The sequence below is a fragment of the Bacillus sp. CH140a_4T genome, assembly GCF_008923725.1.
Taxonomy (GTDB): domain Bacteria; phylum Bacillota; class Bacilli; order Bacillales; family Bacillaceae_G; genus Bacillus_A.
On the sequence record NZ_WBPF01000005.1, the window covers coordinates 895,795 to 915,178 of the forward strand.

At 37.0% G+C, this 19,384-nt stretch carries 18 protein-coding genes; 3 read left to right on the top strand and 15 right to left on the bottom strand.

Features of this window, described 5'->3' with window-relative positions; translation table 11 throughout:
* Positions 1-52: 52 nt before the first annotated feature.
* The 13 genes from F8162_RS05625 to fdhF form a co-directional block, all read right to left on the bottom strand.
* Entirely contained in the window at positions 53-451 is a 399-nt protein-coding gene (locus F8162_RS05625) for a hypothetical protein (RefSeq protein ID WP_151634261.1), read from the bottom strand.
* A 39-nt stretch (positions 452-490) separates the two neighbouring features.
* The gene (locus F8162_RS05630) at positions 491-715 is read right to left on the bottom strand and encodes a group-specific protein (RefSeq protein WP_151634259.1); all 225 of its coding nucleotides are present in this window, start codon (positions 713-715) and stop codon (positions 491-493) included.
* A 14-nt stretch (positions 716-729) separates the two neighbouring features.
* A complete protein-coding gene (locus F8162_RS05635) occupies positions 730-1,779 on the bottom strand; it encodes a P-loop NTPase (RefSeq protein ID WP_151634257.1) in 1,050 nt (349 codons plus the stop codon).
* A gap of 60 nt (positions 1,780-1,839) precedes the next feature.
* Positions 1,840-2,076, bottom strand: a complete 237-nt coding sequence (gene moaD, locus F8162_RS05640) for a molybdopterin converting factor subunit 1 (protein WP_151634255.1) — start codon at positions 2,074-2,076, stop codon at positions 1,840-1,842.
* A gap of 4 nt (positions 2,077-2,080) precedes the next feature.
* A complete protein-coding gene (moaE, locus tag F8162_RS05645; protein WP_151634253.1) occupies positions 2,081-2,545 on the bottom strand; it encodes a molybdopterin synthase catalytic subunit MoaE in 465 nt (154 codons plus the stop codon).
* The gene (moeA, locus tag F8162_RS05650) at positions 2,526-3,833 is read right to left on the bottom strand and encodes a molybdopterin molybdotransferase MoeA (protein ID WP_151634251.1); all 1,308 of its coding nucleotides are present in this window, start codon (positions 3,831-3,833) and stop codon (positions 2,526-2,528) included. Before moeA ends, moaE begins: the two co-directional genes overlap by 20 nt.
* A gap of 18 nt (positions 3,834-3,851) precedes the next feature.
* On the bottom strand, positions 3,852-4,868 hold the full coding sequence (locus F8162_RS05655) for a molybdopterin-synthase adenylyltransferase MoeB (RefSeq protein ID WP_151634249.1): 1,017 nt from the start codon (positions 4,866-4,868) through the stop codon (positions 3,852-3,854).
* A gap of 24 nt (positions 4,869-4,892) precedes the next feature.
* On the bottom strand, positions 4,893-5,672 hold the full coding sequence (locus tag F8162_RS05660; RefSeq protein WP_151634247.1) for a formate/nitrite transporter family protein: 780 nt from the start codon (positions 5,670-5,672) through the stop codon (positions 4,893-4,895).
* A gap of 200 nt (positions 5,673-5,872) precedes the next feature.
* Positions 5,873-6,889 (bottom strand): GTP 3',8-cyclase MoaA, encoded by a 1,017-nt coding sequence (gene moaA, locus F8162_RS05665; RefSeq protein ID WP_225990141.1) that lies wholly within the window; start codon positions 6,887-6,889, stop codon positions 5,873-5,875.
* 20 nt (positions 6,890-6,909) lie between these two features.
* Positions 6,910-7,707: a formate dehydrogenase accessory sulfurtransferase FdhD gene (fdhD, locus tag F8162_RS05670; RefSeq protein ID WP_151634243.1), complete on the bottom strand. Its 798-nt coding sequence runs from the start codon at positions 7,705-7,707 to the stop codon at positions 6,910-6,912.
* Between the two features lie 16 nt (positions 7,708-7,723).
* Positions 7,724-8,068: a DUF2294 domain-containing protein gene (locus F8162_RS05675; RefSeq protein ID WP_000039582.1), complete on the bottom strand. Its 345-nt coding sequence runs from the start codon at positions 8,066-8,068 to the stop codon at positions 7,724-7,726.
* Positions 8,069-8,183: 115 nt separating this feature from the next.
* Positions 8,184-8,666: a DUF1641 domain-containing protein gene (locus F8162_RS05680; protein ID WP_000729897.1), complete on the bottom strand. Its 483-nt coding sequence runs from the start codon at positions 8,664-8,666 to the stop codon at positions 8,184-8,186.
* Positions 8,667-8,678: 12 nt separating this feature from the next.
* On the bottom strand, positions 8,679-11,618 hold the full coding sequence (gene fdhF / locus F8162_RS05685) for a formate dehydrogenase subunit alpha (RefSeq protein WP_151634241.1): 2,940 nt from the start codon (positions 11,616-11,618) through the stop codon (positions 8,679-8,681).
* Between the two features lie 296 nt (positions 11,619-11,914).
* Between fdhF and F8162_RS05690 the strand changes: the two genes are divergently transcribed.
* The 3 genes from F8162_RS05690 to F8162_RS05700 are packed head-to-tail and all read left to right on the top strand — an operon-like array spanning position 11,915 to position 15,684.
* A complete protein-coding gene (locus F8162_RS05690) occupies positions 11,915-13,453 on the top strand; it encodes a spore germination protein (RefSeq protein WP_151634239.1) in 1,539 nt (512 codons plus the stop codon).
* Positions 13,450-14,547 carry an endospore germination permease gene (locus tag F8162_RS05695; protein ID WP_151634237.1) on the top strand — a complete coding sequence of 366 codons (1,098 nt, stop codon included), beginning with the start codon at positions 13,450-13,452 and terminating at the stop codon, positions 14,545-14,547. Before F8162_RS05690 ends, F8162_RS05695 begins: the two co-directional genes overlap by 4 nt.
* Positions 14,548-15,684 carry a Ger(x)C family spore germination protein gene (locus tag F8162_RS05700; protein WP_151634235.1) on the top strand — a complete coding sequence of 379 codons (1,137 nt, stop codon included), beginning with the start codon at positions 14,548-14,550 and terminating at the stop codon, positions 15,682-15,684.
* 80 nt (positions 15,685-15,764) lie between these two features.
* Here F8162_RS05700 and F8162_RS05705 read toward each other — a convergent pair whose 3' ends face one another.
* Positions 15,765-15,899, bottom strand: coding sequence for a hypothetical protein (locus F8162_RS05705; RefSeq protein WP_001116179.1), 135 nt, complete (start codon positions 15,897-15,899; stop codon positions 15,765-15,767).
* Between the two features lie 57 nt (positions 15,900-15,956).
* Positions 15,957-19,319 carry a tubulin-like doman-containing protein gene (locus F8162_RS05710; RefSeq protein ID WP_151634233.1) on the bottom strand — a complete coding sequence of 1,121 codons (3,363 nt, stop codon included), beginning with the start codon at positions 19,317-19,319 and terminating at the stop codon, positions 15,957-15,959.
* Positions 19,320-19,384: the final 65 nt, after the last annotated feature.

A 19,384-nucleotide genomic window follows, 5' to 3' on the forward strand; every position in this document is an offset into this window, starting at 1 on the left:
AATCAAAAGGCCAATTATAGCTATTAAAAAGAAGGATGTTATGAGCAGAATCTTATATTTCATTCCCTTCACCCACTACCATTTCATCGAAAAAACTTCTCTCAATCTCTTTTTCATCAAAATGAAGAACTACAATTAGCCCTACATATAAAGAAACGAAATTTAGAAACCATTCGCCATTATCATCTTTCTTAGCTAGGCATTTAAATATCTCTTGAAATTGCATACGCTCATCGGTGGCAACAACTGGTCGCACACCAAAATATTTCAATACGAGATGTAATTTTAGCTGCACGGATAATGATAAAATATATTTTAATAGCTCCGTATACTCTGCACTATCTTTTTGACTATACAACTTCACAAGCTTTTGATGTAAAGTAGAAATCGATAATTCTTCGTCAGTCACTTGAGTTACTTCTACCATTTCAATCATCTTTTTCATATCCATTACATTTACCCCTCCTGAAAAAACAAAGCCAAAAAATATTTATTTTATAATCAGCAATAATTGTGTGTTTCGCGTCTCTCGTTCTTCTTCACCCACTAAGTCATACTTCTTTAAAAGGTGAAAGATATCGTTTAATATTTCCTGTGGATGATTACGTTGCAAAAATCCCTTCAATCCTGTAAAAATCCCTTCCGGTAAAAAACTCTTCTGACTTTCAAGCTTATTCATTACATCTTCCATAGAATGATCGATATTACACGCCATAAAAAATTCCTCCTCTATTCTTTATAAATAATATCCTCCGCTAACGCTGCAAACACTTCTCCTACAAGAGAGTCTTCATCATATACAGATGAACCGTTATTTTCTTCTCGTTTTGCAAAAGGTATTTGCGCAATCACTTCTGTTTGCAATTGTTCTGCAAGCATTTCGCCGCCACCTTTTCCGAAGAGATAATTTTTTGTTCCATCTTGTTCTTCATAATAAGCCATATTTTCTACAATCCCTAAAATCTCGTGTTTCGTATGTTTCGCCATAACACCTACTCTAGATGCTACAAATGAAGCTACATTGTGTGGTGTTGTAACGATAATTTCTTTCGCCTGCGGGATCATTGCTGCAACATCAATAGCAACATCTCCTGTACCAGGTGGTAAATCAAGAAGTAAATAATCTAATTCTCCCCAGTGCGTATTCGCAAGGAAATTTTGAATCCATTTATTTAACATTGGCCCGCGCCACATAACTGGGTTATTTCCTTCCGTAAAAAATCCCATCGACATGATTTTCACACCGTGACTAACGACTGGAATTGCTGTTTGATCAATCATCGTCGGTTTTTGATTCGTTTCCATCATAGCTGGAATGCTAAAACCATATATATCTGCGTCTAATATCCCCACTTTTTTGCCCATACGAGCTAAAGCAGTTGCAAGATTAATTGTCACTGTTGATTTTCCAACTCCACCTTTACCGCTCGTTACAGTAATAAATCGTACCCCTGAATCAAGGCGAAGCATGCTCGGCATACCAGTTTCTGTTCTCGTATTTTTCTTTAACTTCTCTGTTAGCGCAGCTCGTTCTTCTTGTGTCATGGAACCAAATGTCAAATCTACTTTAGATGCACCAATCGCCTGCAGAGACTCTTCCACGTCTTGTTGAATTTTTGCCTTTAATGGACAACCTTGAATCGTTAATACTACTTCAAGTTTAACCTCTGTTCCATTCATTTGTATATTTCTAACCATATTTAATTCTACAATACCTTTGTGTAACTCTGGATCCTCTACATGTTTTAACGCGTTCATTATTTGTTCTTGAGTAATCATAGAACTCATCCCTTCTCGTATTCGAATTTATATATAACATCTTCTTAGCGAAATAGCTTATTATCCCCCGCTAACGGGCGGAATGAATGCGACTATATCTCCAGCGTGTATCATCTCTTCATTCGTTACAAACTCTTCATTAACAGCCACCATTACTCTATCAAGTGATTGTAAACAATAGCTTACTTTGAGCCATTCTTTTACTTGCTGCACTGTCATTTCTTGTTTTTCTAAAATTACTAGTCGGTCCGACCCGACATCCTCACACAAATTTGCGAACAATAAAATTGTAATCATCTTCTCATTCTTCCTTCTTTGGTTTTCCTTCTGGATATGCCGTATTTTCAAGTTGATCTCCAATCCACATCGTTCCATCTTCCCAGAATTCTTTTTTCCAAATTGGGACGATTCGTTTTATACGTTCAATCGCGTATTCATTCGCTTCATACGCTACTTTACGATGCGGTGACGAAACTGCAATAACGACCGCGATATCCATGATTTCTAGCCGCCCTACTCGGTGCGTAATTGCTACTTTTGCGTCCGGCCACTTTTCATTGATTTCTTCACCAATTCTCATAAGTTGTTTTACTGCCATCGGTTTATATGCTTCATACTCTAAATGTAGCGTTCGTTTTCCTTTTGTTAACTCTCTCACCGTACCAATAAAAGTTGTAATTGCACCTGCTTCCCTTCTTGCGACTTTATTCGTTACTTCTTCAACTAAAATCGGTAGATCTACAATCTCAAATAGCGCTTGGCCCATTAGAAACACCTCTCACTTTATAAAATGCCCAAGGCCATTCACTTCCTTCGTTATCTTCCAGCAAGAGAACATCTACGAACATATCTTTTTTATAACCTCTCGTACCACCTGGAAGTACAATAAATATATTTGTCTCTGCTAGAGAAGAAACCGAGCTAGATTTATCAAACCCTGACGGATAAGCGATTAACTGTCCTTCGTTATATGCCAGTTTTGCTCGCACAAATCTTGTAAATGGATTTGGTTTTAAAAAATCTTCTCCTAATAACGCTTTTTCTCTTTTTACATGTGCTTTTTCACTAAACATATACGTCCGAATACAAGGTCTTACAAACAATTCAAATCCTACGTAACAAGCAGATGGATTTCCTGATAAACCAAATAATAACTTGCCACTTAATTGCGCTACAGTCGTAACACTTCCTGGTCGCATTGCAACTTTATTGAAAAGAACAGAGGCACCTAATTTTTCATATATAGCGGGTAAATAATCGTAATCCCCTACTGATACACCGCCTGTTGTAATGAGCATATCTACTTGACTTAACGCTTCTTTTACAGCTGTAAAACATGTATGAAAATCATCACTAAACTTCCCAAAATATTTCACTCTTCCGCCCGCTCTTCGAATTTGAGACAATATCATATACGTATTACTATTTCGGATTTTCCCTGGCTGTAGTGAATCATTTACATCCAGTAATTCACTACCAGTCGCTAACAATCCAATTACAGGCTTTCTCGCCACTGGCACCTCACTATAACCGAACGTAGCAAGAAGAGCTGAAATACCTGGATGAATGTATGATCCTTTTTTTGCAAGAACCGTTCCTTTACGAGCATCTTCACCCTGAAAAGAAATATTGTTGCCCGTTTTGAATGATCGCTTCACTTCCATATAATTGTTGCCAGCTTTCTCATATTGACGAGTCAGCTCTAACATAACCACCGCATCACACCCATTCGGAATTTGCGCTCCCGTCATAATTCGAACTGCTTGAAACGGACCTACTTTCTCATGGAATATTGATCCCGCACCAATTTCACCAACTACTTCAAACACAATTGGCGTTTCATAACTTGCTACATTCGTATCTTCTGCTCTAATAGCAAATCCGTCATACGGTGAACGATTGAATGAAGGTACATCATGGTCAGCTACTAAATCCTCTGCTAATATACGCCCGTAAGCTAATTCAATAGGTAGTAACTCCTTTAATCCCTCATTAGCAAATCCCATTACTTTACGAACAGCTTCTTCAACCGTAATTGGCACTCTTCTTTCCATTATTGACAACCCTTTCTATTAACCGAATACGCGATAATATAATTGTTTCGCTTTCGAAATATCATTTGTACCATGAATGAAAACACGACCATCCCGAAAAATAACGACGCGGTAATCATCTAGTTGGCAAGATAGTAAATACGGATTCCGATCTACTTTCCCTAGTTTGTTTAATACTTTTTCTATATCATCAAAATCGTATTTTTTATTTTCTACTGGTCTAATTTGCACTGTATTTCTTCCGCATAAAGCAGCTACCTTCGTTTGGTTTTCGTATAATAAATAAGGATAAGTTCGATTTAAGCCACACGAAGGGCAATCGTCTGTTTTGATTTTCCCTAGTTTTATAAAATGGTTTTGATTACTCCATATATCAAACATGAAAAATGTTTTTCTAATTGCTGAGAAATCTCCTACTAAAATTTTGAATGCTTCCGCCACTTGATATGCTGCGACGATTTGAACAGTCGGGCTAATAATTCCAGCTGTATCACATGTCACACCTGTAACAGGGACGTTCTTCAGCACACAATGTAAACACGGGGTCTTTTGCGGAATAATTGTATAACTCATACCGTACGATCCAACGCAAGAACCATATACCCACGGGATATTATGCTTTTGTGATAAGTCATTTATTACAAATCGAATATCGAAATTATCTGTTGCATCAATTATTACATCTACATTTTTTAATAGACTTTCCATATTTTCTGCAACTGCATCCATTACAAAAGCATGTATTTGTACTTCCGAATTAATTTGTTCTAGCCGATTTTTAGCAGCAATTGCTTTCGGCAGTTTCTCTCTCGCATCTTGTTCAGAGTACAGTTGTTGCCTTTGTAAATTACTCCATTCAACGTAGTCACGATCAATAATCGTCAACTTGCCAATACCTGCACGTACGAAACTTTCGGCACTTGCACTTCCTAATGCGCCTGCTCCTACAAGTAACACATGTTTATTTCGAATTTTTTCTTGTCCTTTACTCCCAATCGGTTTGAACAACTGTTGTCGTGAATACCGCTCAGCCATTACATACCCTTCCTCTCACGAACTCTATTTCATATTAGAATGTTGTTTTTGATAACAAGCAAAGTAAGCAAATCCAACAAATCCAGCTCCTCCAATTACATTTCCAATAAAGACAGGAACGAAATTTCTAGCAAGATCCATCCACGTCAGATGACCTGCAAAAATAACTGCCGAGATGACAAACATATTTGCTACTACTTGCTGAAATCCAATCACTACAAATGCCATAATTGGAATCCAAATTCCGATTATTTTTCCGACAAAATCACTCGTCCCATAAGCGAGCCAAAGTGCCAGACAAACGAGCCAATTACAACCAATTGCTAAAATTAAAGTTCTCCCAAATGATTCATGTAACTTTCCTTCCGCTATCGCTACCGTTTTATTTAAATAATCTCCCTCTGTTAATCCGCCAAGATGACCGAAACAATACGCAACGAAAATTGCACCAACAAAATTCATGAAAGTAATCCAAATCCAGTTATTTAGTACACTTACCAATGTAACTTTCTTTGCATATAGGGCCATAGACAGTGACATCATATTTCCGGTAATTAATTCTCCTCCTGCTAATACGACCAGCATTAGTCCAACAGGAAAAACCGCTCCTCCTAAAATATTTACTAACCCCCCCCAGCGCTCAGGTAAATTACCTAAAACGCGAATGTTAAGTAAAAAACCGAGCGAAATAAACGCTCCCCCTAAAAAACCGAGAATAAGCATTGCTGGCAACGTCTGACTTACTTTTTGAACACCGGCCTCAATTACAAGCTCAGCAATTTGTTCCGGTTTATGAAATGCCATTACCAATTCCTCCATTTTCTCCAAATAAAAAAGCAGCTTCAAAAAACCTCCGCAAAATAAAGGTTTTTGAATGCTGCTTAATTTCTCTGCACATCTTTTACAGAGATATCAATCATCACTTTTACTATAAAATAGAAAATCTACAAACGTTGCATACTTTCCATTTTGTATATACTTCCTCAAAGTGTCACTCTTATATATCAACCACCAATATGTGACATTTCAATTTTAGGTATTCTTTTTTTACTTGTATTATTTAAGCGTTCATCTGAATAACGATCTTCTCGGTTATTCCATATATCACGTACGATATCTGTTATTTCCTCGTCAGTGTATCCACATCTAAGCAGTTCTCTCAAGTCATTTCCTTTAGAAGCGAACAAACAAGTATATAATTTTCCTTCTGCAGAAATACGGGCTCTCGTACATGATGAACAGAAAGAATCTGTTACTGATGAAATAATACCTATTTCTTCATCACTTCCAATATAACGATAGCGAGTCGCAACCTCACCTGCATAATTTGCTTCTATCCGTTCTAATGGCATAACTTGATGAATCACATCTACTATTTCTTGTTTCGAGACGACCTCTTTTAACTCCCAGCCGTTATAATTCCCAACGTCCATATACTCAATAAAACGAAGAATATGCTTATTTTCTTTAAAGTATTGCGCCATCTGCAAGATGTCCTGTTCATTTTTACCCTTTTGAACGACCATGTTTATTTTAATTTTCATACCAACTTCAGCGGCAGCCTGTATTCCTTCCAGAACCCTTTGTACTTTGCTTCTATTACCATTCAAATAGAAAAAACGATCTTCTTCTAAGGAATCTAAACTAACTGTCACACGTGATAAACCCGCCTTATATAAATCAGGAGCAAACTTTTTCAGTAGTGATCCATTGGTTGTTAAACCGATATCCTCCACACCATCTATTTTATTAAGGCGCTCGATAAGCTGCGGAATACCTCTTCGAAGTAACGGTTCTCCGCCCGTAATCCGTAACTTTCTTACACCTAAAGAAACGAAAATACGTGTTATCCTTTCAATCTCATCAAAAGATAAAATTTTATCATTAGACAAAAACGAATAATCAGGACCAAATATTTCTTCTGGCATACAATAACGACAGCGAAAATTACAGCGATCAGTAACAGAAATACGTAAATCCTTTAAAGGACGTTGCAGTTTGTCTAATGTGACAGATTTCATATTTATTGCCTCGCTTTTACTTATTTTATATTTACAACACGTTTTGGATGCGTATATACATTTAAGGATTGATTCCGAATAAACCCTATCGTAGTAATACCTAATTCTTCTGCTAGCTGCAAAGCCAACTCGGTTGGAGCTGATTTTGACAGTATAATTTCACAACCGATCTTTGCGACTTTCAATAATATTTCCGAAGAAATACGACCACTAAAAACAATGATTTTATCTTTTATAGAAATATTATTTTTTAAACAATAACCGTAAATTTTGTCTAACGCATTATGCCTACCGATATCCATTCGGCTTAAAATAATGCCATTCACATCGCACAAAGATGCATTATGAACGCCGCCTGTATGACGAAATGTCTCCGCAGATTGCTGCATTTCTTTCATTAACCGAAAACAGTCCTCTACATCAACCTGTACATGGATACCATTCATTTTTTTCGCGCTTAGTGCATCATTTGCAAAAACAAACCCTTGTCTACTCATACCACAGCATGAAGTAATATAACGTTTATTTTGCATTTGTTCGTAATACGGATTCACTTTTTTCGTCGTGACATGTACAAATCCTTCTTTCTCTTGTACCCATATGTCATCAATATCTTCGTACTTCCGAATGATTCCTTCAGATGCTAAGAAGCCTATTACCATGTCTTCTATATGTTCTGGAGTACTAACCATTGTAACAAACTCCTGTCCGTTCATTTTAATCGTGACTGGAAACTCTGTTACAATGCTATCCTCTATATGCTTAAACGCCCCTTGTTCATAACGAAAGATTTCTCTTTCTACCTGTATCGGTTTCACGATCAGTATCCTTCTCTCACGTTATATTTTTATCAAAAACAAATACCGAAACCGCAATATCTTCCTCTACTTTCATATCTGAAAACAAATTCACTAATTTCGCACCTACAAGTTCTTCCAAATGTTCACGGGAATTCGCAGCATACACTTCTTGAATCATTTTCGTTCTAGCCATATGAACCATTTCCGCACCGTCCATCGTACTTGAAATGAATTTTTCAGTAGGTGTTAAGTTTCCATAAAGAGTCGCAATCGCCATATTTTCAGCAAAAACAGTATGAATTCTTTCTGGCCCTTTTCCAAAAAGTTCCTTTCGAAGTTTTCGTATCATATCGTTAAATTCATGTACTTTTTTTGACATGCAATCGTACCTCCCAAAAGCCTCATTTTACTTTATTATATATTTTACCAAAATCCCCCTTTCGTCCAAACTATTTCGCATGAATAATTGGACGAAAAGGTTCACTTCATGAAGTTTATTCGTCTTTTAACCCTTTCCCCATACCTTTTAGGAAATGAAGACCAAACCCGATAGCACGGTTAATGTCTGGGTCTTTTAATACTTTCATAAGATCGAATACCCCTACTTTTTTATTACTCTCTAGATGTTCATTACCTTCTTCTAGTCCAACTAATAAGCTACCTATAAGTTTTTTCGTAAGTTCCGGATCAAGTTCTGTTAAAGCACCCGCAGCACCCATCATATTATTAATTAAATTTGTAACAGGCTCACGAGTCACTTGGCCAAGAACAATCTTTGCGATTGGTTCTTTCGCCTTTAGCATAGAATTTGCGGCTTCTAGCATTCCGATGTCATTTAATTCTCCGACAATATTAAACATTTGATTTAAAGCTTCTTCATTATTAGTTAGAAGCTCTTTTAAATCATCTAATTTTTGCTGTTTTATTTCTTCCTCAGTTAATTCTTGTTTTTGAATCATTTTTATAGGTGCAGCCATATTTTTCTCCTCCTACTTATCCGTTAAATGCACATACCCTGGACGTGCCCACTTACGATTTACCTCAATACCAGCTTGAGGATGACGTTTTTTATTACGTGGGTTCGTTTTTGGCATCGGATTTTCGCCATCAACTTCTAGCACTTCCATACGCACTTTCGTCTGTTTATAAGCAGGTGTATTTGTACGCGTATCAACCGCAGGACCTGTTAAGAAATTAATCGCTGTTTCATTATCTGTAGAGTTCATCGGTAAATATAACTCATTCGCTTTTACACGGTCTGTTACAAGTGCACGTAATTTTAACGCTCCAAAAGGAGAGATAAGACGAACTAATGAACCAGTTTTCACTCCACGTTCTTTTGCAAGTGCTGGAGAAACCTCAACAAACACACCAGGTACTTTCGTTTGAATACCTGTTGATTTATTTGTCATATTCCCTTCATGGAAATGCTCAAGCATACGACCGTTATTAATGTGAAGATCGAACTCCGCTGGGAATTCAGCTGGACGTACCCAGTCAGCAATCGCAAAACGAGCTTTTTTATCTGGGAAGTTAAATCCATCTTGGAAAAGTAGTGGTGTATTCGTTCCATCAAAGCTTCCCCAATGGAAACTATTCCACCCCTCCAGTACTTCATAGTTTGCTTGTGAAAATAGTGGTGATAAACTTGCCATTTCAGCAAAAATTTCACTAGGATGGCTATAATTCCAGTTTGCACCTAATTTATTCGCAATCTCCTGCACAATCCACCAGTCTGGCTTCGCATCTCCAAGCGTAGGAAGAACTTGATACAATCTTTGTACACGGCGCTCTGTATTTGTGAACGTACCTTCTTTCTCAAGAGACGGTGCTGCTGGTAATACAACATCTGCATATTGAGCAGTTTTAGAAAGGAAAACATCTTGCACAACGAAGAAATCAAGGCTTGATAACACTTCGTGTACGTGGTTCGCGTTAGAGTCTACAAGAGCCATATCCTCTCCGACAAGATACATAGCTTTCATTTTCCCTTCGTCAATTGCGTGCAGCATTTCAATATTATTAAGACCCGGTTCACTATTAATTTTCACTCCGTAAGCCATTTCAAATTTCGCACGTTCCATATCATTAGTAACGTGTTGATATCCAGGAAGCCATCCTGGTAAAGTACCCATATCACAAGCACCTTGTACGTTATTATGACCTCGAAGCGGATATGCACCAGCACCTGGACGACGATAATTACCAGTTGCAAGAAGTAAGTTTGAAATCGCAGCGGAAGTATCAGATCCACCTGTATTTTGCGTTACTCCCATACCCCAAAGGATACATGTACCATCTGCATCACGAATCATTTCAGCCATTTGAATAAGTGTTTCTTTTGAAATACCAGTCATTCCCTCTGCATATTCAAGTGTATATTCTGTAAGACTTTCTTTGAAATCTTCAAAGAAGTTTACATTCTCATCAATAAATCGTTGATCGTGCCAGCCTTGATCAATCATATATTTCGTAACAGCCATTAACCATACTTGATCTGTTCCTTGTTTTGGACTAACAAAGACGTCTGAACGCTCTGCCATTTCTGTTTTACGAAGATCAGCCACAATTAATTTTTGTCCGTGTAATTTATGTGCACGTTTAATTCGTGTAGCTAAAACAGGATGACCTTCTGTCGGATTACAACCTACAATAATAACAAGACCAGATTGTGCGATATCTTTAATCGTTCCAGCATCTCCGCCCATACCAATTGTTCGGAATAATCCGTCTGTCGCTGGTGATTGACAATAACGTGAGCAGTTATCAATATTATTCGTTTCAAATACTTGTCGGGCTAATTTTTGAATCACGTAATTGTCTTCATTCGTAATTTTAGATGAAGAAATAAAACCGATAGCATCTTTACCGTACTCTTCTTTAATCGATCCTAATTTACTTGCAATTACATTCAATGCTTCTTCCCATGTAGATTCAACAAACGCTCCATTTTTACGAATTAAAGGTTTCGTAATTCTTTCTTTAGAATTTACGAAATCCCAACCGAATTTTCCTTTTACACAAGTAGAAATTGCGTTAACTGGCGCATCAGAAGAAGGCTGTACTTTAAGGATTTTACGCCCTTTCGTCCACACTTCAAATGAACAACCTACACCACAAAATGTACATACTGTTTTCGTTTTCTTCGTACGAGTATCACGCATGGCCGCTTCCACTTCTGATACCGCAAAAATACCGCTATATCCAGGCTCAACCTCTTTAATTAAATCTACCATTGGTTCAAGAATATCTGGTTTTAATCCCGTCATAAATCCAGCTTCACCGAGCATCGTTTTCTCCATTAAAGCGTTACAAGGACAAATGGTTACACATTGACCACAACTTACGCATGAAGAATCATTAATATTTACTCCTTCATCCCAAATAACTCGTGGACGTTCCGCTTCCCAGTCTATTGATAACGTTTCATTTACTTGTAAGTTTTGACACACCTCAACGCATTGACCACATGCAATACATTGATTCGGGTCATAACGATAAAATGGATGCGTCATATCCACTTCACTTACATCTACTTTCGGTTCATACGGATATTTTTGATGTTCGATTTCCATTAATTCTGCTGTATTATGCAGTTTACAGTTCCCATTGTTGTTGTCACATACAGTACAGTATAGTAAATGATTTTCTAGTAACCGATCCATCGCCTCTGTTTGCGCTTCTTTTGCACGAGCAGAATTACGTTCAATGTTCATACCTTCTGTCACTACTGCCGAACAAGAACGTATTAACTTTCCGTCAACTTCTACAATACAAGTGTCACATGTTTGAATAGGATCTACTTCTGGCACGTAACAAATTTGCGGATGTTCAATCCCGTTCTCATTAATAACACCCAATATCGTTGAACCCGGCTCCGCTGTATACTTTTTTCCGTCAATTGTAATATGAACCATGTTGTCATTCATGGTCTTTCCCCCTTTTTGAGAATAAAAAAACTCCACCACGAAAATATACGCACCACATTCCGGCACGTTATTATCATGGTGGAGTAGTTCATTAGCACATCTTGCTAAAATACCAATCCATTTATTCATATATATAGCGATAAATTCGTAACAGTTCATATCACGATTCCATCTTTAACACTATAATTATATCGTTAAACTTAAAAATATACAATATAAAATTTAAACTACGCATATGTCCGCATGGAACTATCCATAATAACCCATATAAAACATAACAAGGAGTAAGCGAACAAATGGGGTCTTTTAATAAATGGATACGTGGTGAAAAATCTTTTTCTGCACAAGAGCAAGCTGATCACATATTAAATAAAGCTATCTCTTCTTCTCTTTCCCTTAATTTAAAACACTTGTCCAAACTGTTTAGCGGTATTCCAGAATTAATTACACGCACTTTTCCGTTAAAAAACGGAAACGAAGCCGCTCTTATATATATGGAAGGACTTGTAGATAAAACTGTTATTAACATTGATATTCTTCGCCCCCTCCTATTTAAAGAGTGGAATGAGGACGATTTTTGGGAATCTTCCGTTACAATCGGAAATGTAAAAAAAGTTCAGCAGTGGTTAGACATTGAACAGTCCCTTTTACATGGTAAAAGCATTTTATTCATAAATGGACAACTTACAGCGTTAGAACTAGATACGCAATCGGCACCAAAAAGAAGTATTGAAGAACCTACAACAGAAACTGCCATAAAAAGCTCCCACGAAGGATTTAATGAAGTAGCGAGCGACAGTCTTGCACTTATTCGTCGATATATTCCAAATCGCGAATTGAAAGTGAAGGAATTCACTGTTGGTGAACGAGCTACTTCAAAGGTTTTTTTGCTGTACTTAGCAGACGTTGCAAACGAAGACGTTGTACAAGAAATGGCATGCCGTATCGAATCAATCAAAGTGGATGCCATTATTACTACCGGAGAATTAGAAGGGTTTGTTGAAGATAATTCCTATACTCTCTTTCCGCAATTATCAATAACCGAACGCCCTGATACAACGGCCCATCACATTTTGGATGGACGAATTGCTGTTGTTGTAGACCGCTCACCCGGCGTATTAATTGGACCTATGACCTTTTCATCTTTTTTTCAGACGATAGATGATTACAGCTTCCGGCCAATGATTCCATCTTTCATACGACTACTTCGTTTTACCGGACTATTTATTGCAATATTTGCTCCAGCTCTTTATATTGCTATGATTTCCTTTCATTATGAAGTGATTCCACTTAAATTATTGTTAACAATTGGAGAATCTCGAGCTAAAATTCCTTTCCCCCCTATATTAGAAGCACTTTTGATGGAACTAGTACTTGAAATGCTCCGCGAAGCTGCGGTTCGGCTTCCTGGTCCCGTTGGACAAACGATTGGAGTCGTAGGAGGGATTGTCATTGGACAAGCTGCTGTCCAAGCAGGAATAGTAAGTAATGTTATGGTTATCGTCGTATCTATTACTGCAGTCGCTTCTTTTATCATCCCTAACATGGAAATGTCAGCAGGAATTCGGCTTCTTCGCTTTCCAATGATGATAACCGCTTCTTTGTTTGGGGTCATTGGAATTATGGTCGGGATGGCAGTTATCATCATCCATATTCTTTCTATGGAATCACTTGGTGTTCCTTATGGTAGTCCTTTTTCTCCGTCATTTGCTGCGGATTTAAAAGACATTCTTGTACGTTTACCATGGAGAATAATGAAGAAACGACCACTATCCCTTAACTTAAAACAAGACAATCGACAACCTGATATAGAAGAAACGGAGGAAGATAAGTGACAAAGCGTGCAAGGAGGGAGATTAGTTTATTTCAATACATTTTAACGATTAGTGGTGTTCAAGTAGGTTTCGGTGTACTTACACTGCCACGTGAAGTGGCACAAGGTGCCAATACAGATGGATGGATGTCTATTATTATAGGATGCGCTATCACTACTTTAGTCAGTTTATGTATTGTAAAAATTATGGAAAATCATCCTGGATATACTTTACTTGATGTTCTCACTCGTTATCTTGGGAAGTGGCTAGGAAGAGTAGGAATGATTTTTTGGATTTTATATGCTGTTCTTGCAGCTGTTTCCTTAATTTTTTCCCTCTTATACGTTATTCACATTTGGATTTTACCTAGATCTCCCATGTTTTTAATCATGATGTTACTATCTATTCCAATGGTTATGCTCGCATGTAAAGGTGTTCTTATTATTAGCCGCTACGCTGTTTTTACTGTCTTATTTACACTTTGGATGCCATTACTATTATTTATCCCACTTAAAGATGGGCATTGGGTTTATCTTCTTCCTCTCCTTAAAGAAGGATGGCTACCCGTTTTCAATACAGTAAAATCAACTATTATTGCCTTTCTCGGATTTGAGTTTGCATTCGTCCTTTATCCTTATCTCAGTAATAAATCATCTGCAAAAAAAGGAATTGTTCTTGCGAATTTGATTACGCTATTTGTTTATCTTCAAGTTACATTCGTTTCATTCGTTTATTTTAGCCCAGATGGTATAACGAAGTTTTTATGGCCTACCCTTTCTCTCGTTACACCATTTCACTTTTCATTTCTGGAACGGTTTGAAATTATCTTTTTGTCATTTTATCTCTTCATTATTTTTGATTCTTGCGTTCCTTATATTTTCACTGCTTCAGATGGAATCAATCAATTACTCAACAAAAAAGAGAGTTCCTTACCTATCTGGTTTTTATTATTCGGGTGTATTTTCGTTCTATTCTTTTATATCCCTTCCTCTTATGAAATAAGTGCGTTGCGGGAATTTTGGGGAACTGCAAGTTATTTTATCGTTTTTCTATTCCCAGTCGTATTTCTCTTATATATAACACTTTATCAGCATTGGAAAAGGAGAAAGATTTAAATGAGACGCTTTATTCATTTTATTATACTCTGTTTTCTCATATTTTTTTTGACAGGCTGCGAAGATCGGTTGGATTTAGAAAAACAATCGATTTCATTAATTTACGGTTTTGATGTAAAAACAAAAGGAAAATTAATTGTGTATTACGTAAATCCTATTTTTAATGAAGATGTAGAGAAAAAATACGCAACTCATGAAGCGAAAGTACATACCCCCCGCGAAGCAAAAGCAACGTTTAATAGTTCAAGTAGCGGTTTAGTATCTACAGAAAAGTTACAACTCATTTTATTTAGCACGAAATTCTTAAAACAAGAAGGAGCTATGCCTTACCTTGATGTTTGGTATCGTGACCCTAAAAACACTGGAAATATGCGTATCGTTGCAGTTGACGGTCCAATTTCTTCTGTTATTTATAATACCTTTAAAGATCAGCCTGCTCTTCCTGAATATTTAACAGATTTAATTAATACAAACAAGTTATACAATCGGACGGTTTTCACACCATTTCATGAATTTCACAGGCAAACATTTAATAAAGGTATAACACCCGCTATTTCAGAAATAAAAAAAAGGAAAAAAGATGTTATTGTTACCGGTTCTGCACTATTAACTTCTCGCGGAATCTATAAAATGTCTTTAAATCGCTATGAAAGTGCCCTGCTTCTTATATTCCAAAGAAAAGCTAATATACCCGTTTCACTTACACTGAAAATCCCCTCTAATTCAGTTGAAAGTAATAGTCATCGAAAAGATACAGAAGGTGACGATTTCGTAACAATAAATGTTCTTAGCATGAATCGTGACATTCACACAGGCTATAGCGATAACCACTTCAAATTTAATATTGCAATAGATTTTAAAGTTTCCGTATCTGAACTTACATTCAGCATGGATATAGATAGAGATAGGAAGAGATTAACTTCACTTATTACAAAACAACTAAACAAAGATTTAAATGATTTAGTCCACAAAATTCAAAAACAACAACTCGATCCATTCGGATTTGGTGATTATGCAAGAGCGTTTCAATATAAAGAATGGAAAACTGTCGAAGATGATTGGCCAAGTGCCTTTTCAAAAGCCAATGTGAAAGTAACTCCTACTATTAAAATTTTAGAAAACGGGATTATTAAATAGCAAAAAACACGCTACTTACCCTTATACGTTTAAAGAGTAAGTAGCGTGTTATCATTTTTATTTTTAAGCTTCTTATACAGTTACACTTCTGTTTCTGGCTCTTCGTTTTCCGCTTGTTCCAATCTTTGCTGCTCCGCAAGTTCAGCTGAAATCATTCCATAATAAATTTCTGGATACAATCCAAATATTTGATATACACTTCCTAAAAACGGCATCGGAATCCCTCTTTTCTAAAGTTGTATTGCCACTTTTAAGGATTCCCTTTTCATTCATTAAACATTCGTTTTTGGTGCTTCCTCTTCATCATGAACGCTTAATAAATTTTGCCACTTTTTATAAGGAGCACTATTTGGATCTACATAACCTTTCGCATACGAACGATCCCACAATTGTTTAATAAACATTTCTTTTTCTTTCTTTGCAACCATATCGGCACCTGTACCGTAATAGTTTTGGAAATATAACTCAATTTCATCAAGGAATAATCTTAATAACTCATCAGAAGTTTCTTCTAACGTTGGGTCATATTTCGCCTCACGGTCATACATTAAAATCATATCTAAAATATTATGGACATGCTCTTTACGAAGCCATCTAATATCTTGAGCGCCTAATACAAACGGATGTGTATATAAATGTCCACCTTGTATCATCGCCTTTTCTTGTTCTTCTTCAAATCTGGACAAGATGTTTTCATAAATAAATGGGTTATGAAGCAATGCTCTGTGTAATTTATAACTTTCGCTTGAAATATTTTTCCCCATCGACTGAATTAAGAAGCTACGTCCAACGCCGTTATATTGATACACGAACTGCCCATCAACAGCAACTAAACTAATCCAGCGATACATATACGCGTATAATAGAGCGCGATTACATTTATCGTAATCTAACTTCGTTTGCGTTGCATTTAAGTCTGGCATGAATGCTGGTAAGTGCCAATACTTATCTAAATGCGGCGTTAAACTAGATTTTTTACTATTCAACTTGTTCACACGGCGATAGTATGACTGAAAATAATCACCTTTATCATTCATAAATCCATTTGCAATATGTCCAGACGAAAGCTTAGGAAAGTCTTGCAACGATAAACCGTAATGCGCACGATAACAAATGACCTCAAATGGTGAAAAAGCTTCATGTACTGTATCTTTTTCTTTAAACATTTCTTGAATTAATTCCTCTTGTAGTTCTTTCTTTAAAGATGGATGTATACCCCAATATTGTAATTCCCTATGATGGGAAACTTTCGGCACAAATGGACTAGCTAAATGGAACAAGTCTTCAATTTTTTCACGAACGTATTCATCACGATCACGCTTCTTATAATCCGCTTCTTTTCGTAACGCCTCCACGATATTCAGCTCTAATTTATCGCGATAGCGTATTTGTAATTCATCGTAGCAATAACTTAGTATGTGCTCACGATAAAAGTCTTCTACCTTTTTCGATTGAATCTCTTCTGTTTTCGCATCGCGGCAATATTCCCCGTATAAACTCATATAAATTTCCGCGGATATATCTTTCGGCAATACACCTAAATTTAAATGTTGCTGCATATCTTGCCATATCTTTTCTTGCAACTTCTCTTCAGCTAATACGTATACATTCGTTGGGTTTGTTTTCCCTTCAAATTCCTTGCTTCGTTTTTGAATTTCAAACAATAAATTTTCACGTGTTTCGTGTAAATTATCAAAAAACCTTTCCCAATATTGAATCATTTTATTAACTGCTTGATATAGCGATTGATAAACGAGTTCTAATAGCATTTCTTTACGATACTCGTTTAATTTGTGTACGTACTGCGTTACAATATCTTCAAATTCTTTTTTAAACAAACGCCGCTGATTATTCATCATTTTTCCAAACCAGCCTTGTTGCTGGGCGATTTCTACTCGGCGAACAGCTGTTACCGTCCCATCAATATTACTTACATTAAATTTCTTATCGTAGTTTTGAATTAAATTACGCTTTTGTTCATTATTTTCATGTAAACGATTCATTTTCTCTACTAACTGCTTTCGAATTTCATACAACATAAAACGAGCTGATACTGGATGAACAGGATCTGTTTTCTTTAAAAACCATGTATTTAGTTGATATGACTGGCCTTCAGAACCACTTGGTGAAAAACGGTCTGATTCAATCATGTCATATAAAAGTGTCGTTACATGTTCATGTACGCGGTTCGGAATCGCATACGCATATAAACGAACCGCATGATCCACTCTTGCTACTTCGCCTTTCATTTGCTCCATCATTTTCAGCTTCGCAGCTGAAATTTTACACTCGTGCTGCAGACGGTTTAATTCCTCATCTTTTTGCACCGTTCGCTGTACATAGCTTTCTACAGCCTCTAAAAACAGTTTAGATTTCGCCACACCAACTTTACCGCCCTCTGCTCCTTCACGTGTTTCATTGTACATTTGTCTATAGAAAATATGAGCCTGCTCTGGACGAGTAGCAAGATGTTCTAAGTCTTCTAAATAACTTTTCCCGCGCTCTGGCTTTTCACGTTGCATACCACGTTTTACATCTTGATCGTATCTCTGTTTTTTCTCTTGAAACAGTTGATCTAAATGAAGCCACGATTCATCTAAACCTTGCACAGCCCATTTTAAAGCACAATATTTTAACACGTGCTCATACGGATAAATAATCTTTGCTGTTCCTGCCCCGCAATATCGTCCTTTCCCGCTCGATTCTGCTAATTGCTGAATTTGATTATCTTCCTGTGCAAAATGATTGGCAGACATCGGACTAAATAACTGTAAATAAATCGTATTTGCCATTTGCTCCATATAATCGGATAAATTGTGCAGATGGTGTCCGTGTAGATTTTCGTAATCGTATAAGAAACAATAATTGTACGGTAGATGGTGTTGTTTAATCGTATGATTTGTTCTCCCGTCTTCATCTACTTGATCAGGTCGATATTCTAATTCAATCGTGACGCCACCGCGTTTGGATAATTCTCCAGTAGAGCCGAGTGTAATGGCATGTAATTCTTTTAGCGATGCATAGCCGTTTGCTTGCACCGTTTCAAACTCTTTTGCACTAACCGTTCTCGTCTTCACTAACACGTCCGGCATTAGAAACGCACCACGTATTAAAATGTTGTGATGTTGCAGTTTTTTCCGAAGCATTTCACGTAAATATAATGCAATTTGTAGAAACATCCCTGAACCTGTTCCGCCCGCTAGTGATGTTACGATAATGACACGCACTCCATATTCCGTTTGATCGCTTGTAACCGGAAAAATCTTCTCGATTTCTTGCCAAAAGGATGTCAATTTATCTTCTTTCATCGCAGCACGTAACGCTAAACGGGAAATGACGCGTAATTGCCCTGCCCCTTCTGTCAGCGGTTTATCAAGTATAGTCGGATCCATCGGAAACCACTCGGGAATCGTTGGGTCTCCCGCAATATACTCTCTTGGCGTTTTACTAGAACTCGTTTGCGTTTTAAACTTTCGAATATGATCAAATTTACTCAATGTATTCACATCTGTATCAAATACGTGCATTGCTACCTTTTTTCGGCGCTCCTCAGGTAGCCTTTCATATATTTGATGTGTTACAGTACTACCGATTCCACCTAAACCAATTAATATCGTTGGAACTTGTAACGTCATGTGAACCACCTTCCTATTCTTGCTTGTTTGAAATGAGGGGGAAAAAGATAAGCCTCCCTCCTTTT